The sequence below is a fragment of the Pseudomonas sp. GW704-F2 genome (assembly GCF_059423025.1).
Map to the genome: position 1 here is coordinate 102,944 of NZ_JBWKXO010000002.1, position 24,539 is coordinate 127,482.

At 61.4% G+C, this 24,539-nt stretch carries 22 protein-coding genes; 9 read left to right on the forward strand and 13 right to left on the reverse strand.

Annotated elements, in window-relative coordinates; genetic code table 11:
• Positions 1–6: 6 nt before the first annotated feature.
• The 6 genes from AC07W0_RS02290 to mreB all read right to left on the reverse strand — a co-directional run bounded on the left by AC07W0_RS02290 (position 7) and on the right by mreB (position 8,837).
• A complete protein-coding gene (locus AC07W0_RS02290; protein ID WP_102617134.1) occupies positions 7–3,822 on the reverse strand; it encodes a YhdP family protein in 3,816 nt (1,271 codons plus the stop codon).
• 75 nt (positions 3,823–3,897) lie between these two features.
• On the reverse strand, positions 3,898–5,355 hold the full coding sequence (rng, locus tag AC07W0_RS02295) for a ribonuclease G (RefSeq protein ID WP_010567681.1): 1,458 nt from the start codon (positions 5,353–5,355) through the stop codon (positions 3,898–3,900).
• Between the two features lie 70 nt (positions 5,356–5,425).
• Positions 5,426–6,022 (reverse strand): Maf family protein, encoded by a 597-nt coding sequence (locus AC07W0_RS02300; RefSeq protein ID WP_017845996.1) that lies wholly within the window; start codon positions 6,020–6,022, stop codon positions 5,426–5,428.
• Between the two features lie 51 nt (positions 6,023–6,073).
• On the reverse strand, positions 6,074–6,562 hold the full coding sequence (mreD, locus tag AC07W0_RS02305; RefSeq protein ID WP_026139904.1) for a rod shape-determining protein MreD: 489 nt from the start codon (positions 6,560–6,562) through the stop codon (positions 6,074–6,076).
• Positions 6,562–7,659 (reverse strand): rod shape-determining protein MreC, encoded by a 1,098-nt coding sequence (mreC, locus tag AC07W0_RS02310; protein WP_079442865.1) that lies wholly within the window; start codon positions 7,657–7,659, stop codon positions 6,562–6,564. Before mreC ends, mreD begins: the two co-directional genes overlap by 1 nt.
• Positions 7,660–7,799: 140 nt before the next feature.
• A complete protein-coding gene (gene mreB, locus AC07W0_RS02315; RefSeq protein ID WP_002555108.1) occupies positions 7,800–8,837 on the reverse strand; it encodes a rod shape-determining protein MreB in 1,038 nt (345 codons plus the stop codon).
• A 210-nt stretch (positions 8,838–9,047) separates the two neighbouring features.
• Between mreB and gatC the strand changes: the two genes are divergently transcribed.
• From gatC to AC07W0_RS02345, 6 genes are all read left to right on the forward strand, one after another.
• On the forward strand, positions 9,048–9,335 hold the full coding sequence (gene gatC / locus AC07W0_RS02320) for an Asp-tRNA(Asn)/Glu-tRNA(Gln) amidotransferase subunit GatC (RefSeq protein ID WP_017845404.1): 288 nt from the start codon (positions 9,048–9,050) through the stop codon (positions 9,333–9,335).
• A gap of 16 nt (positions 9,336–9,351) precedes the next feature.
• Positions 9,352–10,803 carry an Asp-tRNA(Asn)/Glu-tRNA(Gln) amidotransferase subunit GatA gene (gene gatA / locus AC07W0_RS02325; protein ID WP_102617135.1) on the forward strand — a complete coding sequence of 484 codons (1,452 nt, stop codon included), beginning with the start codon at positions 9,352–9,354 and terminating at the stop codon, positions 10,801–10,803.
• Between the two features lie 10 nt (positions 10,804–10,813).
• Complete coding sequence (gene gatB, locus AC07W0_RS02330; protein ID WP_017845406.1) at positions 10,814–12,259, forward strand: Asp-tRNA(Asn)/Glu-tRNA(Gln) amidotransferase subunit GatB; 1,446 nt, start codon at positions 10,814–10,816, stop codon at positions 12,257–12,259.
• A 157-nt stretch (positions 12,260–12,416) separates the two neighbouring features.
• Positions 12,417–12,788 (forward strand): septal ring lytic transglycosylase RlpA family protein, encoded by a 372-nt coding sequence (locus tag AC07W0_RS02335; RefSeq protein WP_026139824.1) that lies wholly within the window; start codon positions 12,417–12,419, stop codon positions 12,786–12,788.
• A 58-nt stretch (positions 12,789–12,846) separates the two neighbouring features.
• Positions 12,847–13,893: a calcium/sodium antiporter gene (locus AC07W0_RS02340; protein WP_017845408.1), complete on the forward strand. Its 1,047-nt coding sequence runs from the start codon at positions 12,847–12,849 to the stop codon at positions 13,891–13,893.
• Positions 13,890–14,273: a carboxymuconolactone decarboxylase family protein gene (locus AC07W0_RS02345; protein WP_017845409.1), complete on the forward strand. Its 384-nt coding sequence runs from the start codon at positions 13,890–13,892 to the stop codon at positions 14,271–14,273. The genes AC07W0_RS02340 and AC07W0_RS02345 overlap by 4 nt, the downstream gene beginning before the upstream one ends.
• Positions 14,274–14,300: 27 nt before the next feature.
• Here AC07W0_RS02345 and AC07W0_RS02350 read toward each other — a convergent pair whose 3' ends face one another.
• The 5 genes from AC07W0_RS02350 to kdgD form a co-directional block, all read right to left on the reverse strand.
• The gene (locus tag AC07W0_RS02350; protein WP_079442863.1) at positions 14,301–15,242 is read right to left on the reverse strand and encodes an AEC family transporter; all 942 of its coding nucleotides are present in this window, start codon (positions 15,240–15,242) and stop codon (positions 14,301–14,303) included.
• A gap of 237 nt (positions 15,243–15,479) precedes the next feature.
• On the reverse strand, positions 15,480–17,033 hold the full coding sequence (gene garD, locus AC07W0_RS02355) for a galactarate dehydratase (RefSeq protein WP_102617136.1): 1,554 nt from the start codon (positions 17,031–17,033) through the stop codon (positions 15,480–15,482).
• 12 nt (positions 17,034–17,045) lie between these two features.
• Positions 17,046–18,410 (reverse strand): MFS transporter, encoded by a 1,365-nt coding sequence (locus tag AC07W0_RS02360; protein ID WP_046384693.1) that lies wholly within the window; start codon positions 18,408–18,410, stop codon positions 17,046–17,048.
• A gap of 168 nt (positions 18,411–18,578) precedes the next feature.
• The gene (locus tag AC07W0_RS02365; protein WP_046484708.1) at positions 18,579–20,024 is read right to left on the reverse strand and encodes an aldehyde dehydrogenase family protein; all 1,446 of its coding nucleotides are present in this window, start codon (positions 20,022–20,024) and stop codon (positions 18,579–18,581) included.
• A 54-nt stretch (positions 20,025–20,078) separates the two neighbouring features.
• The gene (gene kdgD / locus AC07W0_RS02370) at positions 20,079–20,990 is read right to left on the reverse strand and encodes a 5-dehydro-4-deoxyglucarate dehydratase (RefSeq protein WP_102617137.1); all 912 of its coding nucleotides are present in this window, start codon (positions 20,988–20,990) and stop codon (positions 20,079–20,081) included.
• A gap of 223 nt (positions 20,991–21,213) precedes the next feature.
• Between kdgD and AC07W0_RS02375 the strand changes: the two genes are divergently transcribed.
• The 3 genes from AC07W0_RS02375 (at position 21,214) to AC07W0_RS02385 (ending at position 23,206) form a co-directional block, all read left to right on the forward strand.
• Entirely contained in the window at positions 21,214–22,395 is a 1,182-nt protein-coding gene (locus tag AC07W0_RS02375) for a phospholipase (protein WP_102617138.1), read from the forward strand.
• A gap of 114 nt (positions 22,396–22,509) precedes the next feature.
• Entirely contained in the window at positions 22,510–22,872 is a 363-nt protein-coding gene (locus AC07W0_RS02380) for a hypothetical protein (protein ID WP_102617139.1), read from the forward strand.
• A 139-nt stretch (positions 22,873–23,011) separates the two neighbouring features.
• Positions 23,012–23,206 (forward strand): hypothetical protein, encoded by a 195-nt coding sequence (locus AC07W0_RS02385; RefSeq protein WP_032804233.1) that lies wholly within the window; start codon positions 23,012–23,014, stop codon positions 23,204–23,206.
• Here the strand turns inward: AC07W0_RS02385 and AC07W0_RS02390 are convergent.
• Together AC07W0_RS02390 and AC07W0_RS02395 are read right to left on the reverse strand one after the other, a co-directional pair.
• Complete coding sequence (locus AC07W0_RS02390; protein ID WP_017845418.1) at positions 23,203–23,952, reverse strand: FadR/GntR family transcriptional regulator; 750 nt, start codon at positions 23,950–23,952, stop codon at positions 23,203–23,205. The genes AC07W0_RS02385 and AC07W0_RS02390 overlap by 4 nt on opposite strands.
• Before the next feature lie 158 nt (positions 23,953–24,110).
• Positions 24,111–24,530 carry a ClpXP protease specificity-enhancing factor gene (locus AC07W0_RS02395; protein WP_017845419.1) on the reverse strand — a complete coding sequence of 140 codons (420 nt, stop codon included), beginning with the start codon at positions 24,528–24,530 and terminating at the stop codon, positions 24,111–24,113.
• Positions 24,531–24,539 lie beyond the last annotated feature (9 nt).

Here is a 24,539-nt window from a genome sequence, read left to right on the forward strand (position 1 = left end):
AGGCTCTCAGTTTGGTTTTTCAAATGGCTTGTCGAAGCTGATTTTCGGGTCTTTCCATGGCCCTTCGACTTTGTACTGCACGCTGGCAAACCGCGAAACCCGGTCGCCGATCAGCTTGTCGATCAGGAACAGCGCGCCGCCAATGGCCGGCGCGCCAACAATCAGCGCGGCGATCGGCAGGTTGTTGGTCACCGGCAATGTCACCAGCAGCTTGGCATCCACGCGATCAGCCACCAGGTCCAGGGTGCCATTAAGCTCCAGGTTGCTCGACGGCCCCGTCAGGGTGATCGGCTCGCGGGTCACAAACACCCCGTTGCTGGCCGCGAGCAAGCCTTTGACCCGGTCATAACTCAAGCCTTTGCCGAGCAGGTCGGAGAAGTCCAGGCGCAACCGACGGCCGATGGAATTGAAGTTAAGCAGGCCGAACACCCGCAGCGCCTGGGCGCCACCTTCCACTTCAACGAACTGGCCTTTGCGGAATGTTGCATCCAGGCTGCCGGAAAAACGCTTGGGCCCGACCCAGGCGGGGGAGCCCGGCCAACGACCGTCCACGTCCAGGTGGAAATCTTCACTGGTCACGGTAGGCGCAAAGCCCCAGCCCTTGAGGACATCGGCGATGTTCTTGCCATCCAGGCGCCCTTTGTACCAACTGCTACTGTCGCCCGGCGCGCCTTCCCAACCACCAGCGCCCTTGAGCAGCATGCCCTTGAGGCCCAGGTCCAGGTTGTTGAAGGCCAGGCCTTTGGCGGTCGGCCGGATCTTCAGCGACCACGCGCCGATCAGGTCCGGCCCCTGGAACAGTTGATCAATGCTGATGTCCAGCGCTGGAATATCCTTGGGATCGATGTCGGCCAATGGGTCCGGCGCATTTTCATCCGCCTGTACCGTCGGGTCCACCGCCGGCAGTTTCACGTACTGCAGGTTGACCGCGATGGGTGCGCCCTTGGCGTCCGACAGGTTGACCGTGCCCTTGGCCTGCTGGCTGTCGAACTGCAGGCCCCATGCCGAGGGTTTACGGTCAAGCTGGAGGTTGACCTGGTCGAACTGCTGCCCAAAACCAGTCAACTTGCCCACCTTGAAGTCGGCGCCGCTCAACAGCTGTTTCGCGCTGCCTCCCGGGTCGTTGCCCGCGTAGTGATCGATGAGTTTCTTCCACGGATCGATATCCAGTTCCGACAGCACACCGCGAATGCGCAGGCCCTTGCCACCGGGCAGCAGCGCATCGCCATCGCCGAGAAACAACTCGCCGCGGCCGTCGCTGAATTTATCCGGCGGCGCAGCAAAGGTGAAGTTCGCCAGGTCGCCGTAATCGAACCAGTAGCGGCGCTCGGCGCCCTGCAAGGTCATGCGGAACACGCTGTCACGACCCTGGCTGGCCGCCATGCCGAACGGCGCCGGCAGGTCCACTGCCACGCCTTTGAGGTTGGAGCTGACCCTCAACTGGCTGTCGGCACCGTCCAGATTGAGCTGCAACTGGTACGGAATATCACCGGACACCGGCAGCGGCTGGCTGATTTTCAACCAGTCCGTCAGACGCTTGACCGTGACCTGGCCTTTGGCGGTAACGCGGGTGCTGATACTGCCCGGCTTGCCATCCGCGAAGATCTGCGCGGTGATCGGCCGATCGAAGGCTTGCGCCGTGATGTTCTGCCCACTCAGGCCCTTGGCGCTGTCGAAGCGGAAATCCCCCTTGAGCTGGCTCAGGTCCAGAGGCGGCTCAGCCAATTGCAGGCGCGCCTTGTCGGTCTGGAAATCCACCACGATCTTCGGTTCGGTGCCCTTGGCCAGCGGGATATCCAGGTCCAGCTTGCCCTGTAGATCGCCCTCGCCTTTCCAACCGGCAAAGGTCGAAGCGGTGCCTATCGGCGCTTCCTGGAGGATTTTCACGCCATCACCCAGGCCACCGGCAAACTCACCGGTGAGCAGCAAGTGGCTGTCCTTGCCCGCGGGCGCGTGGGGGATATTGACGTAGATGTCCTTGACGCCGGTATCGAGCAGTTGGCCCTTGCTGGCCAGGATGCGGACACCGCTCTCCTCGACAAACACTTCGCCGTTGACCTTGCTCACATGGGGCCAACCCGGCTGGAACGCCAACTCAGCGTCATGCACCTTGAAAAACAGGCTGATATTGCGCGAAGCCGGCAACGCACCATGATTCAGCGAGCCTTGGTACTGGAAGAAGCCTTCATCGACCGCGCCTTTGAGAATCGCGGTACGCAACCATTCATCCAGCGCCGGGCTCAGCACCGCCGGCAGGTATTTAGGCGTGAAACGTCCATCGCCATCGACCATGCCGACCCGCAGGTCCATGTAGTCTTCCTGGCTATTGTCGAAATGCAGGCGAATCAGGAAGTCGGCGGCGACCTTGCCTTCCTCGCCCAGCACCTTGATATACGGCGCGATCAGGGTGAAACCTTGCTGATCGAGCTTCCAGGTCAGGCGCGCATTGGCCTGGATGTACTGCCAGGGCTTGGCGAAGATCGGGTCGAGGTGCAGGGAAAAGTCCTTGCTGTCCATGCGCAGCTCGCCCTGCCCCAGGTCGCCGCTGATGCTGCCGGAAACGTTACGTGCGGCAGGAGCGCCGAAGTAGGCGTCGAAGCCCACCCGCTCGAGGTTGGCGGCAAAGCTGACTTTCTGATCGGTCGTGTCCTGCGGACGAAAATCCACCAGCACATTGCGCAGCAGACCGGTGGCCTTGAGGTGTTCGATCGTCTTGGCGAAGCCTTCCGGCAACGGCGCCAAGGCATTGAGCAACGGGGTGATCGGGGTCAGGTCGAGGCGATCGGCCTGCAGGTTCCAGACTTCCTGCGCCTTTTCGGTGGCCAGGCGTTGCTGCAATTGCAGCCGCGATTCCCAACGGCTATCGCCGATGTTCATCGCCAACGAATCGAACAGCACCTTGAGGCCGCTCTCACTGCGTTGCAGGTAGGCGGTCAGGGCGAGGTTTTCAATGTGGACCGGCTTGCGGTCAGCATAGCTGCCCTTCACTTGCGGTGAGTTGAGGCGCACCACCGCGCTTTGCACGGTGCCTTTGGCCCAGGTCAGCCAGAATTCACCGCCAGCCTTGAACTGCGTGAGTTTCCACTGCCGGGTCAACCTGGCCGGAACCCATTTGGCCCAATCGCTCTGGGGCAGGCTCAGGTAGGCCTGGACCTCAGCGTCTTTCCAGGCACTGGCGCGGATCTGCGTGCGCAGGCTCAGGGCCAGGGGTTGGCCATCCGGCAGGGTCAGGCGGGCGTCCAGGCGTTGGCGGGTCGCGCCCGTTTGCAAGCTCAGGCCCACATACGTGAAGGTCAGCGGCGCCTGGTCGAACGGCTGCAACGTGACCTGGCTATCCAGCAACGACACGCGCTGGACACTCTGCATGCGCTTGAGCAACTGTTCCGGGTCCAGCGGCTGGTCGTCCTGCACCGGCAGGCCTTGCAGCGCCCAGTGGCCATCCTTGTCTTCCCTGGCGCTCAGTTGCAGGCCGCTGACTTCCAGGTGGGCAATACGCACGTCGCGCGCCATCAGGCTGGCCCAGATGTCCGGCACCACCTGCACCTGGTCCAGGCGCAAGGCATTGCTGCCCTCGCCCACCATCACGTCATGGGCCAGCAACACAGGGGCGAAACCGCTCCAGCGGCCTTCAAGGCGACCGATCTGCAGCGGCATATCCACCGCGGCCTGGGCCTTGGCTTCGATTTCTGCGCGGTATTCGGCGACCAGCGGGGTCAATTCACGCCCCAGGCTCACGTACAGCGCCGCCAATACCAGCAGCAGGGCGCACAGGCCCAGGCCCCAGCGGGTCAAAGCGGCAAAAAAGCGTGTCAGACGCTCCATGTCAAGCGACCCTCAGGCAGTAGTCGGACCGCAGATCCAGGTCTGTCGGGTTCAGGGAAAGCCAATGAATGAAAATCAGAGCAGCACCACGTCGTATTGTTCCTGGGAGTACATGGTTTCGACCTGAAAACGAATGGTGCGCCCGATAAACCCTTCCAGTTCAGCCACGTTACCGGACTCTTCATCCAGCAAGCGGTCGACCACTTTCTGGTTGGCAAGCACTCTATAACCTTCAGCCTGGTAGGCTCGTGCCTCTCGTAGGATTTCCCGGAAAATCTCGTAGCAAACCGTTTCAGGGGTCTTCAATTTACCGCGCCCCTGGCAACTGCTGCACGGCTCGCACAGCACTTGCTCGAGACTTTCGCGGGTGCGCTTGCGGGTCATCTGCACCAGGCCCAGCTCGGTGATGCCGATGATGTTGGTCTTGGCGTGATCACGTTCCAGCTGCTTCTCGAGGGTGCGCAGCACCTGACGCTGGTGTTCTTCATCTTCCATGTCGATGAAGTCGATGATGATGATCCCGCCCAGGTTGCGCAGGCGCAATTGGCGGGCAATCGCAGTGGCCGCTTCGAGGTTGGTCTTGAAGATGGTCTCTTCAAGGTTGCGGTGCCCCACGAACGCACCGGTGTTGACGTCGATGGTGGTCATGGCTTCGGCCGGGTCCACCACCAGGTAGCCACCGGACTTGAGCGGCACTTTGCGTTCGAGGGCTTTCTGGATTTCGTCTTCGACGCCATACAGGTCAAAGATCGGCCGCTCGCCAGGGTAATGCTCCAGGCGGTCAGCAATTTCCGGCATCAGTTCGGCAACAAATTGCGTGGTGCGCTGGAAGGTTTCCCGCGAGTCGATGCGAATTTTCTCGATCTTGGGGCTGACCAAATCACGCAAGGTGCGCAGGGCCAGGCCCAGGTCTTCATAGATCACGCTGGGGGCGCCGACGGTCTTGATCTGTGCGCCGATCTGGTCCCACAGGCGCCGCAGATAGCGGATATCCATGAGGATTTCATCGGCACCGGCGCCTTCGGCGGCGGTGCGCAGGATAAACCCACCCGCTTCCTTGATGCCCTCGGCGGCAACGCAGTCGCTGACCACTTTTTTCAGACGCTCGCGCTCGGCTTCGTCTTCAATCTTCAGGGAAATGCCGACATGGGCAGTGCGCGGCATGTACACCAGGTAGCGCGAAGGAATCGACAGTTGCGTGGTCAGCCGCGCACCTTTGGAGCCAATGGGGTCCTTGGTGACTTGCACCACCAGGCTCTGCCCTTCATGCACCAGGGCGCTGATGCTTTCCACCGCCGGGCCTTCACGCAGGGAAATTTCCGAGGCATGGATAAACGCGGCGCGGTCCAGGCCGATATCGACGAAGGCGGCCTGCATGCCGGGCAATACGCGCACGACCTTGCCTTTATAGATGTTGCCGACGATCCCGCGCTTCTGGGTGCGCTCGACGTGAACTTCCTGCAGAACACCGTTCTCTACCACCGCCACGCGCGATTCCATCGGCGTGATATTGATCAGAATCTCTTCACTCATGGCTGGGTCTCGTTCAGGCGTTTTCACAATAGTGGCCGATCGCTTAAGGCTGGGCGCTGGTGTACGGCGTTCAGCGCGCGGTAAGGTTTTGCCAACAGGGTATGCCGAATTGGCCAAGCAACTGCGCGGTTTCGCACACCGGCAAGCCGACCACGGCGGAATAACTGCCATTGAGCCCGGCCACGAACACCGAGCCCAGCCCCTGGATAGCATAACCCCCGGCCTTGTCCTGAGGTTCGCCACTGTGCCAGTAGCTTGTAGCCTCCTCGACAGAAATCCCACGAAAAAGTACGCGACTGCTTACACATCGGGTGTCACAGCGCTGACCGTCCGTGAGAGCAACTGCCGTCAGCACTTCATGTTCACGCCCTGCCAGCGCCAGCAACATGGCCAGGCCGTCGGCCTGATCCAGCGGTTTGCCAAGGATCTGGCCGTCGACGATCACCGCCGTGTCGGCGCCCAGCACACAGGCCCCGGAGATTTCCCCGAGGGCAGCGAAACCCGCCGCGGCCTTGGCGCGCGCCAGACGCTCGACGTAGGAAACAGGAGATTCGTTAGTAAGAGGCGTTTCATCAATCGCGGCGCTGACCACGGTGAACGGCACACCGATCTGGGTCAGCAGTTCACGCCGCCTTGGGGAGCCCGAGGCCAGATAAAGCGAATTCATTGCAGACTCTCCCTGTGGGGTTCGATAACCAGGCAGAGCCTCGCAATCCATTCAATTGATTTTATAGCGACGACATAACCCGCGCAGACCGAAACTGACCCACGGCCACAGCAACGCGCTGACCAGGGCCGGCAACACCAGTGCCAAGGTCGGCTGTCGGTTGCCGGTCAAGGCACTGAGCCACAGCTGCACCAACTGCGCCAGGCCGAAGATCACCAGGATCACCAGGCACTGTTGCCACATCGGGAACATGCGCAGGCGCTGCTGCAATGAGAGCACCAGGAAGGTGATCAAGGTCAGGATCAACGCGTTCTGCCCCAGCAAGGTGCCATAGAGCACATCTTCCGCCAAGCCCAGAAACATTGCCGTGACCATGCCCACTTGGTGCGGCAGGTTCAGCGACCAGAATGCCAGCAGCAGGGCCAGCCAGAGCGGACGCAGGATTTCCATGAACTGCGGCAGCGGCGAAACACTGAGCAGCAAGCCGAGAGCAAAGGTCAGCCAGACGATCCAGCCATTGTGAGAATGAGTACCGGCCATTATTCCTCCCTCTGCCGCGTGGTTGCCCGGGCGGCGGGCGTCGCGGGCGCAGGCGCGGCGGCCGGCGGTTTGGTCGCCGCCGGTTTCACCGGGCGAGCGCTGTGAGCGGCCGGCTTGGCTGGCGTGGCCACGGGCGCAGTCACCGCCGGCGCTGTTGCAGGCGGTGTGGCTGGCGCGGGTTTGGGTACGGTCGCCGGGATGATCGGCGCGGTGCCGTTGCGTTTGTCTTCCGCTTCCTGGGCCTGAGCGGCGTCGTTGGCGCGCTCTTCCGGGGTGCGGTTGTCGCTGAAGACCAGCAACAGGTAGCGGCTGCGGTTCAGCGCGGCCGTCGGCACGGCGCGGACAATCGCGAAAGGCTGGCCGGAGTCGTGGATCACTTCCTTGACCGTCGCCACCGGATAACCCGCCGGGAAGCGCTGACCCAGGCCGGAACTGACCAGCAGGTCGCCTTCCTTGATATCCGCGGTGTCGGCCACATGACGCAGTTCCAGCCGCTCCGGGTTACCCGTACCGCTGGCAATCGCGCGCAGGCCGTTGCGGTTGACCTGCACCGGAATGCTGTGGGTAGTGTCCGTCAGCAGCAATACCCGCGATGTGTAGGGCATCAACTCGACCACCTGCCCCATCAGGCCACGGGCATCGAGTACCGGCTGGCCAAGAACCACACCGTCGCGCTCACCCTTGTTGATGATGATGCGATGGGTAAAGGGGTTGGGGTCCATGCCGATCAACTCGGCGACTTCGACCTTCTCGTTGACCAGAGCGGAGGAGTTGAGCAACTCGCGCAGCCGAACGTTCTGCTCGGTGAGGGCCGCCAGCTTTTGCATGCGCCCCTGCAGCAGCAGGTTTTCAGTCTTGAGTTTTTCGTTCTCGGCGACCAGCTCGGTGCGGCTGCCGAATTGGCTGGCCACGCCCTGGTAGAGACGTTGCGGCAGGTCGGTGATCCAGTAAGTCTGCATCAACACCAGCGACATCTGGCTACGCACAGGCTTGAGCAGTGCAAAGCGAGCATCGACCACCATCAGCGCGACCGAAAGCACGACCAGCACCAATAAGCGCACGCCCAATGAGGGGCCTTTGGCGAAAAGCGGTTTAATAGGCCGCTCCTCCCAGGCAAATGTTCTCTCTATTCATACGGCATCTAACCGGCCTGGATGCAGATTGAAGAAGATAAACGCCAACAGGCAGCACTGCAAAGTGCTGCCTGCGGGCGAAACATGGGCTTACCAGCAATCACTTATTCGCTGGAGAGCAGGTCCATGGTGTGTTTATCCATCATTTCCAGTGCACGGCCACCGCCACGGGCGACGCAGGTCAGCGGGTCTTCGGCGACGATCACCGGCAGGCCGGTTTCCTGGGCCAGCAACTTATCGAGGTCGCGCAGCAAGGCGCCACCACCGGTCAGTACCAGGCCACGCTCGGCGATATCGGAAGCCAGCTCCGGCGGCGATTGCTCCAGCGCGCTCTTCACCGCCTGAACGATGGTGGCCAGGGACTCTTGCAGAGCCTCGAGCACTTCATTGGAGTTCAGGGTGAAGGCACGTGGCACGCCTTCGGCCAGGTTGCGACCGCGCACATCGACTTCGCGCACTTCGCCACCCGGATAAGCGGTGCCGATTTCCTGCTTGATACGCTCGGCAGTGGATTCGCCGATCAGGCTGCCGTAGTTGCGACGCACATAAGTGATGATCGCTTCGTCGAAGCGGTCGCCGCCCACACGGACGGATTCGGCATACACCACACCGTTCAGGGAAATCAGGGCGATTTCAGTGGTACCACCACCGATATCCACCACCATCGAACCGCGCGCTTCTTCAACCGGCAGGCCGGCACCGATCGCAGCAGCCATCGGCTCTTCGATCAGGAACACTTCACGGGCACCGGCACCAAGGGCCGATTCACGGATGGCACGACGCTCCACCTGGGTGGACTTGCACGGTACGCAGATCAGCACACGAGGGCTGGGCTGCAGAAAACTGTTTTCGTGAACCTTGTTGATGAAGTACTGCAACATCTTCTCGCAGACACTGAAGTCGGCGATCACGCCGTCTTTCATCGGACGAATGGCCGCGATATTGCCTGGTGTTCGGCCGAGCATGCGCTTGGCCTCGGTGCCGACGGCAACGACACTTTTCTGATTACCATGGGTCCGAATAGCCACAACCGATGGCTCATTCAGGACGATACCGCGCTCGCGCACGTAAATAAGGGTGTTGGCAGTGCCCAGGTCAATGGAAAGATCGCTGGAAAACATGCCACGCAGTTTCTTGAACATGGGGAAAGGACCCTAGGCAACGCGTGGGTAAAAAAGTGCGGCAAACTCTAACAACGACAGGGATTTTGGGCAAGGCGCCAATGTGCTAAATTGGCCGACTTTCTACGCACCAACCCCCACAATCGCGGCCATATGACCGTAGAAATGCGGTAGTGTTCCGACAATCTAACACACGGACGCCCTCCGTTCTGTTTTCCACTGGAGAATCCCATGGCGCTTGAACGCTCCGACGTGGAAAAAATCGCACATCTGGCCTCGCTTGGCCTGAATGATGCCGATCTTCCACAGACCACCGCAGCCCTGAACAGCATTCTCGGGCTGGTTGACCAAATGCAGGCCGTGAATACCGACGGCATCGAGCCCCTGGCTCACCCGCTGGAAGCCACCCAGCGCCTGCGTGCAGACGTCGTGACCGAAGTCAATCATCGCGAGGCCTACCAGTCCATCGCGCCAGCGGTCGAAAACGGCCTGTATCTGGTTCCGAAAGTCATCGACTAAAGGGAAAGAGCCTTTCATGCATCACATGACTCTGTCCGAGATCGCCCGCGGTCTCGCCGACAAAAAGTTTTCTTCCGAAGAGCTGACCAAGACCTTGCTGGCGCGTATCGCCGAGCTCGACCCCAAGGTCAACAGCTTCATCAGCATCACCGAGGAGCTGGCCTTGAGCCAGGCCAAGGCCGCCGACGCACGTCGCGCCAACGGTGAGAACGGCGCGCTGCTGGGCGCACCGATCGCCCACAAGGACTTGTTCTGCACCCAGGGCATTCGCACCAGCTGCGGCTCGAAGATGCTCGACAACTTCAAGGCGCCCTACGACGCCACCGTGGTGTCCAAGCTGGCCGCCGCCGGGGCCGTGACCCTGGGCAAGACCAACATGGACGAATTCGCCATGGGCTCGGCCAACGAGTCGAGCTACTACGGCGCGGTGAAAAACCCGTGGAACCTGGACTGCGTGCCAGGCGGCTCGTCCGGTGGTTCGGCGGCGGCGGTTGCCGCGCGCTTCCTGCCGGCGGCCACGGCCACCGACACCGGCGGCTCGATCCGCCAGCCCGCCGCGTTCACCAACCTCACCGGGCTGAAGCCGACCTACGGTCGCGTGTCCCGCTGGGGCATGATTGCCTACGCCTCCAGCCTTGATCAGGGCGGTACCCTGGCACGCACCGCCGAAGACTGCGCAATATTGTTACAAGGTATGGCGGGCTTCGACGCACAGGACTCCACCAGCGTCGACGAGCCGGTGCCAGACTACAGCGCCAGCCTCAATACCTCGCTCAAAGGCCTGCGCATCGGCGTACCGAACGAATATTTCAGCGCCGGCCTCGACCCGCGTATCGCCGAACTGGTCCACAACTGCGTCAAGGAGCTGGAAAAGCTCGGCGCCGTGATCAAGCCAATCAGCCTGCCGAACAACCAGCACGCGATTCCGGCGTACTACGTGATCGCGCCGGCCGAAGCGTCTTCCAACCTGTCGCGGTTCGACGGCGTGCGTTTCGGTTACCGCTGCGAAAACCCGAAAGACCTCAACGACCTGTACAAACGTTCCCGTGGCGAAGGCTTCGGTGCCGAAGTGCAGCGCCGGATCATGGTTGGTGCCTACGCCCTGTCGGCCGGTTACTACGACGCGTACTACCTCAAGGCGCAAAAAATCCGTCGCCTGATCAAGAACGACTTCATGGCGGCGTTCGAAGAAGTCGACGTGATCCTCGGCCCAACCACGCCGAACCCGGCCTGGAAGATCGGCGCCAAGACCGGCGACCCGATCGCCGAGTACCTGGAAGACCTGTACACCATCACCGCCAACCTCGCGGGCTTGCCGGGCTTGTCCATGCCCGCCGGTTTCGTCGATGGCCTGCCGGTCGGCGTGCAATTGCTTGCCCCGTACTTCCAGGAAGGCCGCCTGCTCAACGTGGCGCACCAGTACCAGTTGAACACCGACTGGCACACTCGCACCCCTACCGGCTTCTGAGGAGAACACTATGCAATGGGAAGTCGTGATCGGGCTGGAGATTCATACCCAGCTCGCCACCCAATCGAAGATTTTCTCCGGTAGCGCCACCACGTTCGGCGCAGAACCCAACACCCAGGCGAGCCTGGTAGACCTGGGCATGCCCGGTGTGTTGCCGGTGCTGAACCAGGAAGCAGTACGCATGGCGGTGATGTTCGGCCTGGCGATTGACGCCGAGATCGGCCAGCACAGCGTGTTCGCGCGCAAGAACTACTTCTACCCGGACCTGCCCAAGGGCTATCAGATCAGCCAGATGGAGCTGCCGATTGTCGGCAAAGGCTACCTGGATATCCCGCTGGAAGACGGCACCATCAAGCGTGTCGGCGTAACCCGCGCGCACCTGGAAGAAGACGCCGGCAAGAGCCTGCATGAAGAGTTCAACGGTGCCACCGGCATCGACCTGAACCGCGCCGGCACGCCGTTGCTGGAGATCGTGTCCGAGCCAGACATGCGCAGCGCCAAGGAAGCCGTGGCCTACGTCAAGACGATCCACGCGCTGGTGCGCTACCTGGGCATCTGCGACGGCAACATGGCCGAAGGCTCGCTGCGCTGCGACTGCAACGTGTCGGTCCGGCCAAAGGGCCAGGTCGAGTACGGCACTCGCTGCGAGATCAAGAACGTCAACTCGTTCCGTTTCATCGAGAAGGCGATCAACACCGAGGTGCGTCGCCAGATCGAACTGATCGAAGACGGCGGCAAGGTGATCCAGCAAACCCGCCTGTACGACCCGAACAAAGACGAAACCCGCGCCATGCGCAGCAAAGAGGAAGCCAACGACTACCGTTACTTCCCCGATCCGGACCTGTTGCCGGTGGTCATCGAGGACTCGTTCCTCAATGACGTGCGCGCCACCCTGCCGGAATTGCCGCCGCAGAAACGCGAGCGCTTCCAGGCGCAGTTCGGCCTGTCGGTCTACGACGCCAGCGTCCTGGCGTCGAGCCGTGAGCAAGCCGACTACTTCGAAAAAGTCGTGAGCATCGCCGGGGACGCCAAGCTGGCGGCCAACTGGGTGATGGTGGAATTGGGCAGCCTGCTGAACAAACAGGGCCTGGAAATCGACGAAGCACCGGTCTCGGCCGAGCAGTTGGGCGGCATGCTGCTGCGCATCAAAGACAACACCATCTCCGGCAAAATCGCCAAGACCGTGTTCGAAGCCATGGCCAGCGGTGAGGGCAGCAGCGACGAGATCATCGAGAAGCGCGGCCTCAAGCAAGTCACCGACAGCGGCGCCATCTCGGCGGTGCTCGATGAAATGCTCGCGGCCAACGCGGAGCAGGTCGAACAGTACCGCGCGGCAGACGAAGCCAAGCGCGGCAAGATGTTCGGCTTCTTTGTCGGCCAGGCCATGAAAGCCTCCAAGGGCAAGGCCAACCCGCAACAGGTGAACGAACTGCTGAAAAGCAAGCTCGAAGGCTGATCGCGATGAAAGGGCCGAGTGAGATTTCATGCTCGACTCGGACCTCCTGTGGGAGGGGGCTTGCTCCCGATAGCGGTGATTCAGTCAAAATATCAATGACTGACACTCCACTATCGGGAGCAAGCCCCCTCCCACATTTGATAAGGGGATACCTTGAATGAAGCGCTTACTTGGCCTTTTAGCCGTGTTCTCTTTGCTGGCCGGTTGCGCCAGCAGCCTCATCGACCCCAACGGCTACGACGAAACCGGCACCGCGTCTTACTACGGCGCCAAGCACCATGGCAAAAAAACCGCCAGCGGTGAACCTTTCAACCAGAACGCCCTGACCGCCGCCCATCGGCGCCTGCCTTTCGGCACGCAGGTCAAGGTGACCAATCTCAATACCGACAAATCCGTGGTGGTACGCATCAACGATCGCGGCCCGCACACCCGTGGGCGGCTGATCGATCTGTCGCGCCAGGCCGCCGCGCAACTGGGCATGCTGAGCAGCGGCACCGCACGGGTTCGTGTGCAAGCCCTGAGCAATTGACGACGGAGCCCTGGCCATTTTCGGATTAACCGCCCTCTCGCCCTGGAGCCTGATCGAATTGATCAGCGGCCTGGTGCTGCTGATCGTCGGCGCCGAAATCCTGGTGCGCGCCGCGGTGCGCCTGGCTGCCAGCCTCAAGGTCCGCCCGCTGATCATCGGCCTGACGATCGTCGCCTTCGGCAGCAGTGCGCCGCAGATGACCGTCAGCCTGCAAGCCACCCTCGCCGGCAATACCGACATTGCCGTGGGCAGCGTGATCGGCAGCAGCATTTTCAACATCCTCGTCACCCTGGGCCTGTCGGCGCTGATCATTCCGCTGCGGGTCTCGCGGCAACTGGTGCGCCTGGATATCCCGGTGATGATCCTCGCCGGCCTGCTGGTGTTTACCCTGGCGGCCAATGAAGAACTGACGCCACTCGACGGTTCGCTGCTGCTCGCGGCCCTGCTGGCCTACCTCGGCGTGCTGCACTACCAGACCCGCCATTCACGGCGCCCGCGCACGCTGGACACGGTGGCCAAGGCGCCCTGGTTGAGCAGCGTATTGCTGATGTTCGGCGGCTTGCTGGTGCTGGTGCTGGCCGGGCATTTGTTGCTGGGTGCGGCGGTGGATGTGGCGAGCGACCTGGGCCTGTCGGAACGCATCATCGGCTTGACGCTGATCGGCGTCGGCACTTCACTGCCGTGCCTGGCCACCTCGCTGATCGCGGCCCTGCGCGGTCAGCGGGATATCGCCGTGGGTAACGTGATCGGCAGCAACCTGTTCAACCTGCTGGGCGTACTGGGGCTGACCGCGCTGCTCGCGCCCTCGCCGCTGTCGGTGTCGCCCAATGCCCTGGATTTCGACCTGCCGGTGATGCTCGGCGTGGTGGTGTTGTGCCTGCCAGTGTTTTATACCGGCTACCGCGTGACCCGTGCCGAAGGCCTGGTGCTGCTGGGTTTGTACCTGGCGTATGGGCTGCATGTGATGGCATTCACCACCGGCATGCGCCTGGCCAACAAACTTGAACAACTGATGCTGTATTACGTCCTGCCAGTGCTGGTGGCTTTCCTGTTGTTCAGCACGCTGCGAGCCTGGCGCCGCCAACACAAGAGGGAATCGCAATGACCGATCAGAAAAAGCCCGGAGTTGAAATGCGTCGTCAGGTGATGGGCGATGCGTTCGTCGACCGCGCCCTGGGCAACGCCACCGAATTCACCCAGCCGCTGCAGGACTTCGTCAACGAACATGCCTGGGGCAGCGTGTGGAACCGCGAAGGCTTGCCGCTGAAGACGCGCAGCTTGATCACCCTCGCCGCCCTCACCGCGCTCAAGTGCCCGCAGGAACTCAAAGGCCATGTGCGCGGCGCGCTGAACAATGGCTGCACCGTCGAAGAAATCCGCGAAGCGCTGCTGCATTGCGCGGTGTATGCCGGTGTGCCGGCGGCGATCGAGGCGTTTCGCGCGGCGCAGGAAGTGATTGAGGCGTATCAGGCGGACAAGCAGTGATGGTCAGGTAGCTATCGCCGGCACAGCTCAGATCCACCCGCCCGCCTGCAACACAAAAATCCCGATATTCGTGGTCACCGCCGCCATCAAGGTGGTGATCACGATAATCGCCGCCGCCAGCTCATGATTCCCCTGCGCCGCCCTGGCCATCACAAAGCTCGCGGCCGCCGTCGGTGCGCCGAAGTACAGGAACAGAATCCCCAGTTCCGGCCCGCGAAACCCGAGCAACCACGCCCCCAGGGTGGCGACCACCGGCAGCCAGACCATCTTCATCAAGCTCGCGCTCAGCGCCATGTTGCCGCTCTTGCGCAACGCCGCCAGCGACAAGGTGCCGCCGATGCAGATCAGCGCCAACGGCAACGTCATGTCGGCCAGGTACTGCGCGGATTTTTCCAGCCAGCCCGGCAAGCCGATCTGGAAATAGGCGAACGGCGCGGCCACGATCACGCTGATGATCAGCGGGTTGGCCAGCACACTTTTGCAGATGCTCCACGGGTCGGACTTGATCACCGGGCTGTACACCGCCAGCACAATGGTCGACAGCGTGTTGTAGAACAGGATCACCAGCGCCGCGAGAATCGCGCCGAGGGAGATGCCGTAATCACCGTACATACTGGCCGCCAGCGCCAGGCCGATCACCCCGTTGTTGCCGCGAAACGCGCCCTGGGTGTAGATGCCCCGGTCTTCACGCTTGCAGCGCAAAATCGCCCAGCCCCAGGCCAGGGCAAAGCTCAACAGCGTGGCGACGGCGAAGTAGATCAGCAAACCCGGCTTGAGCGCCGAATGCAGGTCGGCATGCAGGATGCCGAGAAACAGCAGCGCCGGCATGGTGACGTTGAACACCAGGGACGATGCCGTGTGGATAAAGCTGTCGTTGATCCAGTTGATGCGCTTGAGCAGCACACCGAGGAACAACATGGCAAACACCGGCGCGGTGATGGTGAGGGTGGTGAGGAAGATAGCCAGCATGCCGGGGAGAACCTTGGTGGGCGTCGTTAGGGGGCTAATGATAAGCCATACGGCCCAATGGCGCCTGATAGACCGCTATCGGGGGCAAGCCCCCTCCCACATAGGGTCACCGCTATCGGGGGCAAGTCGAGTCGTCGCACCGCCCCTCCCACACTGAATCTGCGTCAGACACACAACGGATGAACACCGCAGACCCTATGTGGGAGGGGGCTTGCCCCCGATAACGGCGACTCGGTCTCAAGTAATCGGCGCCGGGTTGAACAACGTAATGTCGTTATGCAGCTTGTGCTGCTCCGCCCATGTCTGCTTCCTGCCGCTGGCTACATCCAGGTAGAAGTGGAACAACTCCCACCCCAACTCCTCAATGCTCGCACGCCCGGTGGCGATGCGCCCGGCGTCGATATCGATCAGGTCCGGCCAGCGCTGCGCCAGCTCCGTGCGGGTCGAGACCTTCACCACCGGCGCCATCGCCAGCCCGTAAGGCGTGCCGCGCCCGGTGGTGAACACATGCAGGTTCATCCCCGCCGCCAGTTGCAAGGTGCCGCACACGAAGTCGCTGGCCGGCGTGGCGCAAAAGATCAGGCCTTTGCCCTTGAAGCGTTCACCCGGGCCGAGCACGCCGTTGATCGCGCTGCTGCCGGACTTGACGATGGAGCCCAGGGACTTCTCGACAATGTTCGACAACCCGCCCTTCTTGTTCCCCGGCGTGGTATTGGCGCTGCGATCCGCCTCGCCCTTGGCCAGATAACGGTCGTACCAGTCCATTTCCCGTACCAGTTCCTCGGCGATTTCCTTGGTTTGCGCACGAGAAGTCAGCAGGTAGATGGCATCACGCACCTCAGTGACTTCGGAAAACATCACCGTCGCCCCCGCTCGTAGCAACAAGTCCGAAGCGAACCCCAGCGCCGGGTTGGCGGTGATGCCGGAAAACGCATCACTGCCGCCGCACTGCATGCCCAGGATCAGCTCGGACGCCGGCACGGTTTCCCGGCGGCGCTGGTCGAGCTTCTTCAGGTGCACCTCGGCCAGGGCCATGATCTGCTCGATCATCTCGCTAAACCCGTGGCTGGAATCCTGCAGGCGATACAGCCACGGCTCGCTCAAGTCGACGGAACTGTCGTTGTCATGCATCACCTGCCCGGCCTGCAATTTCTCGCAGCCCAGGCTGATCACCAGGGCTTCGCCCCCCAGGTTCGGGTTGCGCGCCAGGTTGCGCACGGTGCGGATCGGGATATACGCATCCGTCGCGGTGATCGCCACCCCGCAGCCGTAGCTGTGGGTCAGCGCCACCACGTCATCGACATGCGGGTACTTGGGCAGCAACTCGTCCTTGATGCGCTTGACCGCATGGTCCAGCACACCGGTGACGCACTGCACGGTGGTGGTGATGCCGAGGATATTGCGCGTGCCCACGGTGCCGTCCGCATTGCGATAGCCCTCGAAGGTAAAGCCTTCCAGCGGCGCCTGGGCCTCTGGCACCTCGGTGGACAGCGGCAAGCTGTCCAGCGGCGGCGCGGTGGGCATGCGCAGTTGATCTTCCTGCACCCAACTGCCGCGTGGAATCGGCGCCAGGGCGTAACCGATGGTTTGGCCGTAGCGAATGATCCGACCGCCTTCGGGGATATCTTCGAGGGTCACTTTGTGGCTTTGCGGAATGAAATCCACGGTCACCAGGCCGTCCGGGAACTCGGTCCCGGCCGGTACACCCTGGTCATTGACCACGATCACCACGTTGTCGCGCTCGTGCAAACGAATCGAGCGCGGCGAGTCGGCATGTTCAATCAACTGCATCACACGGCCCCTTCAGGAATGCGCTTGGGTAAGGTTGGTCAACTCAGGCCCTTGGCTTGGCGGCTCTTTGAGCACCACGCGTTTGATCGGGCCGACAATCACCAGGTAACTGAACACGGCCACCAGCGCGTTCGCGCCGACAAACACCAGGGCCCATTTGAACGAACCGGTGGTGCTGATGATGTAACCGATGACAATCGGCGTGGTGATCGACGCCAGGTTACCGAAGGTGTTGAACAGGCCGCCACTGAGCCCGGCGATCTGTTTCGGCGAGGTGTCGGACACCACCGCCCAACCCAGTGCGCCAACGCCTTTGCCGAAGAAGGCCAAAGCCATGAAACCCACCACCATCCACTCGATATCCACGTAGTTGCAGGCCACGATGCTGCTGGAGATCAGCAGGCCGCCAATGATCGGCGCCTTGCGGGCGAAGGTCAGGGAATGGCCTTTGCGCAGCAGGTAGTCGGAGATCACCCCGCCCAACACACCGCCGATAAACCCGCAGATCGCCGGCAACGAGGCAATGAACCCGGCCTTGAGAATGGTCATGCCGCGGTCCTGCACCAGGTACACCGGGAACCAGGTCAGGAAGAAGTAGGTGATGCCGTTGATGCAGTACTGGCCCAGGTACACGCCGAGCATCATGCGGTTGGTCAGCAACTGGCGGATGTAATCCCACTTTGGACCGTCGGTTTTCTTACCCTTGCCCTTGTCCTGGTCCATATCGACCATCGCACCGTTAGCCGCGATGTGATTGAACTCGGCTTCGTTGATCAGCGGATGCTGGCGCGGGCTGTGGATAACTTTCAGCCAGACCAGCGAGAACAGGACGCCGATCACGCCCATCACGATAAACACGTGCTGCCAGCCGAAGCTGTAGACGATCCAGCCCATCAGCGGCGCGAACAGCACCGTGGCGAAGTACTGCGCCGAGTTGAAGATCGCCGAGGCCGTGCCGCGTTCGGCAGTGGGGAACCAGGCGGCCACGATGCGCGCGTTACCCGGGAAGGATGGCGCTTCGGCCAGGCCCACCATAAAGCGCAGCATGAACAGCGCCACGACCGCCGTGGAGACACCGAACTCACCGACATAACCTTGCAATATGGTGAACAGTGACCAGGTGAAGATGCTCAGGGCATAGACTTTTTTCGAGCCGAACCGATCGAGCAGCCAGCCGCCGGGGATTTGCCCGGCCACGTAGGCCCAACCGAATGCAGAGAAGATGTAACCGAGGGTGACCGCGTCGATGCCGAGGTCTTTTTGCAGGCTGGAACCCGCAATTGCGATGGTGGCCCGGTCGGCATAGTTGATCGTGGTCACCAGGAACAGCATGAGCAGGATCAAATAGCGGACATGGGTCGGCTTGGTCGCTTGCATGTAGAAGTACTCCCACTAATTATTTTTTTTGCGGGTGATATTTATGTGTTGCTGGACGCCGCCCCTGTAGGAGCGAGCTTGCTCGCGAAAAACTCAAAGGCACCGCGTGCCCCCTGAATGCCTGCGTATTCGTTGAAATTTTTCGCGAGCAAGCTCGCTCCTACAGTGTTACGAACCGATGTAGCTGGTTTTCACCACGGTGTAGAACTCTTGCGCATAGCGACCTTGCTCACGCGAACCATAGGATGAACCTTTACGGCCACCGAACGGAACGTGATAATCCACGCCGGCAGTCGGCAGGTTGACCATCACCATCCCGGCCTGGGAGTGGCGCTTGAAGTGGTTGGCGTATTTCAGCGAGGTGGTGGCGATGCCCGCCGACAAACCGAACTCGGTGTCGTTGGCCATGGCCAGCGCCGCCTCGTAGTTCGCCACGCGCACCACGTTGGCCACCGGGCCGAAGATCTCTTCGCGGCTGATCCGCATGGCCGCCTCGCTGTCGGCGAACAGCGTCGGCGCCAGGTAGTAGCCTTCGGTGTCGCAGGTCACCAGGCCGCCACCGCTCACCAGCCGCGCACCTTCGCTCTGGCCAATGTCGATGTATTTCAAGTCCTGGTCCAACTGGGCCTGGGAGACGACCGGGCCGATGTCGGTGCCGCTTTTCAACGCGTGGCCGACCTTGATCGACTTCATGCGCTCGGCCATGGCCGCGACGAACTGATCGTGAATACCGGCGGTGACGATCAAGCGGCTGGAGGCGGTGCAACGCTGGCCGGTGGAATAGAACGCGCTCTGTACCGACAGCTCGACGGCTTGCTTGAGGTCGGCGTCATCGAGAATGATCTGCGGGTTCTTGCCGCCCATTTCCAACTGCACCTTGGCCTGGCGCGAGACACAGCTGACCGCGATCTGACGTCCGACGCCGACCGAACCGGTGAAGCTGATGCCGTCGACTTTCGGGCTGTTGACCAACACATCGCCCACTACCCGCCCGCTGCCCATCACCAGGTTGAACACACCGGCGGGGAAACCGGCGCGGGAGATGATTTCTGCCAGGGCCCAGGCACAGCCCGGCACCAGCTCCGCCGGCTTGATCACCACGCAGTTGCCGTAGGCCAGGGCCGGAGCGATTTTCCACGCGGGGATGGCAATCGGGAAGTTCCACGGGGTGATCAGGCCGACCACGCCGAGGGCTTCGCGGGTGACTTCGACATTGACGCCCGGTCGCACCGACGGCACGTAGTCGCCGGACAGGCGCAGGCACTCGCCGGCGAAGAACTTGAAGATATTACCGGCGCGGGTCACTTCGCCAATGGCTTCAGGCAGGGTCTTGCCCTCTTCCCGAGCCAGCAGCGTGCCGAGCTCTTCGCGTCGGGCGAGGATTTCGCTGCCGACTTTATCGAGTGCGTCGTGGCGAGCCTGGATACCGGACGTCGACCAGGCCGGGAACGCAGCGCGGGCGGCATCGATGGCAGCGTTGACCTGGACGACATCCGCCTTGGCATATTCGCCAATGACATCGGACAACTCCGACGGGTTGAGGTTGACGCAATAATCAGCGCCAGCCACCCATTGGCCGTTGATGTAGTTTTCAAAACGTTTGGCTTGGGACACGAATCTTCTCCTGACGCAAAAGGCCGCTGATTGCTCAGCGGCCTTATAGATAAGTTATTGCGGGCCTTGCTGGTCGATCAGCGCGGCCAGGGCTTCGTATTCTTCCGGCAGCAGATCGGTCAGTGGCGTGCGAACCGGGCCGGCGTCATAGCCGACGATTTTGGCGCCCGCCTTGACGATGCTCACCGCGTAGCCGGCCTTGCGGTTACGGATGTCCAGGTACGGCAGGAAGAAGTCATCAATGATCTTGCCGACGGTGGCGTGATCGTCGCGGGCGATGGCGTGATAGAAATCCATCGCGGTTTTCGGGATGAAGTTGAACACCGCCGAGGAATACACCGGCACGCCCAGGGCCTTGTAGGCAGCGGCGTAAACCTCTGCAGTCGGCAGGCCGCCCAGGTAGCTGAAACGGTCGCCCAGACGACGGCGGATCGACACCATCAATTCAATGTCACCCAGGCCGTCCTTGTAGCCGATCAGGTTCGGGCAACGTTCGGCCAGGCGCTCCAGCAAAGGCGCAGTCAGGCGGCAGACGTTGCGGTTGTATACCACCACGCCGATCTTGACCGACTTGCACACCGCTTCCACGTGGGCGGCAACCCCCTCCTGGCTGGCTTCGGTCAAATAGTGTGGGAGCAGCAGCAAGCCTTTGGCACCGAGGCGCTCGGCTTCCTGAGCGTATTCGATGGCCTGGCGGGTCGAACCGCCGACACCGGCGAGGATCGGCACGCTGGTGGCGCAGGTATCCACCGCGGTCTTCACAACCTGAGAATATTCGCTGGCCGCGAGGGAGAAAAACTCACCGGTGCCGCCGGCGGCGAACAGCGCAGTGGCGCCGTAGGGAGCCAGCCATTCCAGACGTTTGATATAGCCGGCCTGGTGAAAATCACCCTGGGCGTTGAAATCGGTCACGGGAAAAGACAGCAGACCGTGAGAGAGGATGGACTTCAGTTCTTGTGGATTCATTATTCGAACACCCTGGGCAAAGACTTTCTGGCGAAAGGTTGTTGTTGGTTTTGCTTATGTCATACGTCATCGTACAACTATAAAATATTTCGTCAACTGCAATTCATCGAACCGCCCGTTGAGAGAGAGCGCATTGACGTAGGAGTTTTTTCCTCTATGCTCGAATAACTGTATATACATACAGTAATAAAGGAAGATTCCTACGACATAGCAAGGAGCTAACATGTCCGGTCTTGAACTCGCAGCACCCGCAGCACCCGCAGCACCCGCAGCACCCGCAAAAAACCTACCCTCCCTGCGTTTCGAAGGCGGTGAACACACTGCCATCGGCGACGACACACTGTTGCGCTTCGCCAAAGACGCCCCGGCGATTGCCGCCCGACTCGTCGAGCTGCACCTGCCCAACGGCCTGGCGCTGACTTACGGGCAAGTGATTGCCCTGGGCGGTGACTTTTATGGCATCCCCGGCCAACCCATCAGCGATGGCGCCTCGCCTGCCGAACGCGTGCAACGCTTTAACGCCGCATTCAACTCACTGGCAGGACTGCCGGCGTCACGGGAGGAAGCACACAAGATCCTGGCGGTGATGCAAAAGGAGATCAACGCGGTCAACCAGGCGATCAAGGACGGCAAATCCGCCCACGACGCCTACGCCGTGCTCGGAGATACGTTGTCTGAAGAGTGGAACCGCATCACCGGCGGCGGCAGCGCGGTCTCGGCACTGTTCCCCCTGGGCCGTTACTTGAAGCTGGCGGCGGACAACGCCGACCACTTTGGCGAATGGGCGTTGTCGGCTTACCTGGCCGGGCATACGGCGGCGCTGCAACAAGCCGTCATCGCCCATCAAAGCGGCACCGACCAGGCGCTGGAGCTGGCCTACGCGATGAACAGTTTTGCCGATCACTTCTTGACCGATCTGTTTTCCGCCGGCCACCTGCGCGTGCCGCGCAAACAGCTGGCCGCCGTGGTGACGCCTGGGGAGCTGGGCTCGCTGATCAGCCGCTTCATGCACGATGAAGACAGCAAGTTCGGGCTCAAGGTGCGCAATGCAGTCGGTGACGAATGGCATGCCTACGGCGATAAACGCTATTTCGACGCCGGCGACGCGGCCAACCGGGCGCAGGTCAAACGCGCCGTGCAGTCGTCGGCCGATGAGGTCTTCGACGCGTTTATCAGCGGTGTTGCGCCCTCCCCGGCCACCTTCAAGGCGCCGCTGTATGTGCCGGACCTGAATGCAGCACAGAACCCGGCGAATAACTTTTCGCCGCTGTTCAAGATGGAAGGCGACAAGGTGCTGCGACGCAAGGACGTGAATGACCTGAACGACAAACACTGGACTGCTGATTGGTGGGGGTGGAGTACGTACTTGCTGCTGAAGGACTACACACCCAATACGCCGGCTTGAGCCGTACCGTTTGTCGTGACTGTGATTTCTAACAGTTACGCCGATTTTCAACGAGGGCGATAACCCCGCATAGGAGCCAGGCTCTCTGGCTTCTGTGCAAAGGAGCACTCAATCATGGCCATTAAAGCCCCGAGCCTTGTCGGCGGCGACGCTTCTTGCCCGGCTCAAGTGAGCCTGGCAAGCGGCGCACGCATAGAGTTTTCCATCCCCGAGCCCAATGAGGTTTCCGCAAGCGCCCAGGTATCTATCATCGTAGGACCGGACCCCGAGTCCCCGGAAGCCGAAGGGCAGGAAAAGAACGCCGGACAGTACGACCCCAACAAGGAAGATTACGTGAAGGAGTCGAATCTCAAGCTCGATATCGCTGCCGATGACTTGAAGACATTCGTCAACCAAACGGTGCAGGTGCGATACGCGATAAACAGCGAATCGGGAAGGTTCTATTCTGAGCCGTTGATGATAACGGTCTCGCAGTGACACAGCGCTTATCCGCACTCCATCGCTCTCGTCGCAGGCACCAGACCTGCCCTGGGGACGTATCTGGACCGATATTCACGGCCGTTTGCGCATGCAGATAAAGCAACACTCCACCCTCCAACACTGGCGTGTGAAGACCATGAAATACGAGCTCAATATGCCGGACGGCAAAAAAAAGCAGATCACCTTTGATGGCGTGATTTACAAAGGAGATATTCTCGAATTTGAAGGTGCCGCTACCCAATACGAGGTAGTTAAACGATTCCTCACCGTCCCGTTCGATCTTAACGAGCCCATCACTGATGTGGCACTTGAGGTCGTGACCTACCCTTAACCCCGCTGCGCCTCTGCTTCTTCGTGAGCATGGCGCAGCCGCTCGCGACTGTTGGTCAAATGCAAGCGCATCGCCGCCCGCGCCGCGTCCGAATCCTGGCGCGCGATCGCTTCGTAGATTTCTTCGTGCTCGCGGCTCAAGCGCTTCATGTAGTGCTGCTGGTCATCCTGGGCCAGGCGTGCCGAGTTCAGGCGGGTACGCGGAATGATGCTGGTGCCCAGGTGCGTCATGATGTCGGTGAAGTAACGGTTGCCGGTGGACAGGGCAATCTGCAGGTGGAACTGGAAGTCCGACGCCACCGCATCGCCAGCATGGGCGGCGCTTTCATTCAAGGCGTCGAGGGCGGCACGCATGCCGGCCAGTTGTTCGTCGCTGCGGCGCAGCGCGGCCAGGCCCGCGGATTCCACTTCCAGGCTGATACGCAGCTCCAGGATCGCCAGCACATCGCGCAGGGTCACGATGGTGGCCGGGTCAATGCGGAAGCCGCTGGGGCTTGGCGTATCCAAGACAAAGGTGCCGATACCGTGACGGGTTTCCACTTGCCCCGCCGCCTGCAAGCGTGAGATGGCTTCACGCACCACCGTGCGGCTGACGCCATGGGCGTCCATGATCGCCGATTCGGTAGGGAGTTTGTCGCCACGCTTGAGTTGGCCGTCGCGGATCTGCTCGGACAACACCGTGACCAATTCCTGGGCAAGGCTGCGGCGCTTGCGGGGAAGACGAGGGGCGGTGTTGGTGTTTTCCATGTTGGGTCATCTTTCTTGGTGAACTGAACAGGCATCATAGCCCATGGCGGTTGTACGATCACCGTTCCAGGCATGACTTTCATCTACAACGGCCAGGCAAAAAAATGCCCCGGCAACCGCCGAGGCATTTTTCAGCCGCGCCCGAAGGCAAAAGCCGCTTACTTCACCACTTTCAGACTCGGCCGGCCGCTTGGACGCGGTGGCTCGGTATCCGGTGGCGGCACATCATCGCCATCTTCCCCGTCGATCGCTTCGTCATCCTCGAAAGGCGACTCCAGATCGAACACCATGCCTTGGCCATTTTCCCGGGCGTAGATCCCGAGGATGGCGCCAATCGGCACGTACAGCGTATGCGGCACACCGCCGAAACGCCCTTCGAAGCTGACTGCCTCGTTGTCCATGTGCAGGTGGCGCACTGCGCTGGGCGATACGTTCAGCACAATCTGCCCGTCGCTGGCAAAACCCTGCGGAACCTGAACCGCAGGAAACTCAGAATTGACCAGCATGTGCGGGGTGCAATCGTTGTCCACAATCCACTCATAGAGCGCGCGAACCAGGTAGGGTCGACTGGAGTTCATCAACGGCTC

Excerpts from the sequence above, each read along its gene's own strand:
- AC07W0_RS02300 (WP_017845996.1), bottom strand. The coding sequence starts at position 6,022 with ATGAATTCGCTTTATCTGGCCTCGGGCTCCCCAAGGCGGCGTGAACTG.
- gatA (WP_102617135.1), top strand. The coding sequence starts at position 9,352 with ATGCATCACATGACTCTGTCCGAGATCGCCCGCGGTCTCGCCGACAAA.
- gatC (WP_017845404.1), top strand. The coding sequence starts at position 9,048 with ATGGCGCTTGAACGCTCCGACGTGGAAAAAATCGCACATCTGGCCTCG.
- AC07W0_RS02380 (WP_102617139.1), top strand. The coding sequence starts at position 22,510 with ATGGCCATTAAAGCCCCGAGCCTTGTCGGCGGCGACGCTTCTTGCCCG.
- mreD (WP_026139904.1), bottom strand. The coding sequence starts at position 6,562 with ATGGCCGGTACTCATTCTCACAATGGCTGGATCGTCTGGCTGACCTTT.
- mreB (WP_002555108.1), bottom strand. The coding sequence starts at position 8,837 with ATGTTCAAGAAACTGCGTGGCATGTTTTCCAGCGATCTTTCCATTGAC.
- AC07W0_RS02360 (WP_046384693.1), bottom strand. The coding sequence starts at position 18,410 with ATGCAAGCGACCAAGCCGACCCATGTCCGCTATTTGATCCTGCTCATG.
- gatB (WP_017845406.1), top strand. The coding sequence starts at position 10,814 with ATGCAATGGGAAGTCGTGATCGGGCTGGAGATTCATACCCAGCTCGCC.
- AC07W0_RS02335 (WP_026139824.1), top strand. The coding sequence starts at position 12,417 with ATGAAGCGCTTACTTGGCCTTTTAGCCGTGTTCTCTTTGCTGGCCGGT.
- AC07W0_RS02345 (WP_017845409.1), top strand. The coding sequence starts at position 13,890 with ATGACCGATCAGAAAAAGCCCGGAGTTGAAATGCGTCGTCAGGTGATG.
- AC07W0_RS02395 (WP_017845419.1), bottom strand. The coding sequence starts at position 24,530 with ATGAACTCCAGTCGACCCTACCTGGTTCGCGCGCTCTATGAGTGGATT.
- kdgD (WP_102617137.1), bottom strand. The coding sequence starts at position 20,990 with ATGAATCCACAAGAACTGAAGTCCATCCTCTCTCACGGTCTGCTGTCT.
- AC07W0_RS02375 (WP_102617138.1), top strand. The coding sequence starts at position 21,214 with ATGTCCGGTCTTGAACTCGCAGCACCCGCAGCACCCGCAGCACCCGCA.
- garD (WP_102617136.1), bottom strand. The coding sequence starts at position 17,033 with ATGCAGTTGATTGAACATGCCGACTCGCCGCGCTCGATTCGTTTGCAC.
- rng (WP_010567681.1), bottom strand. The coding sequence starts at position 5,355 with ATGAGTGAAGAGATTCTGATCAATATCACGCCGATGGAATCGCGCGTG.
- AC07W0_RS02290 (WP_102617134.1), bottom strand. The coding sequence starts at position 3,822 with ATGGAGCGTCTGACACGCTTTTTTGCCGCTTTGACCCGCTGGGGCCTG.
- AC07W0_RS02390 (WP_017845418.1), bottom strand. The coding sequence starts at position 23,952 with ATGGAAAACACCAACACCGCCCCTCGTCTTCCCCGCAAGCGCCGCAGC.
- AC07W0_RS02350 (WP_079442863.1), bottom strand. The coding sequence starts at position 15,242 with ATGCTGGCTATCTTCCTCACCACCCTCACCATCACCGCGCCGGTGTTT.
- AC07W0_RS02385 (WP_032804233.1), top strand. The coding sequence starts at position 23,012 with ATGAAATACGAGCTCAATATGCCGGACGGCAAAAAAAAGCAGATCACC.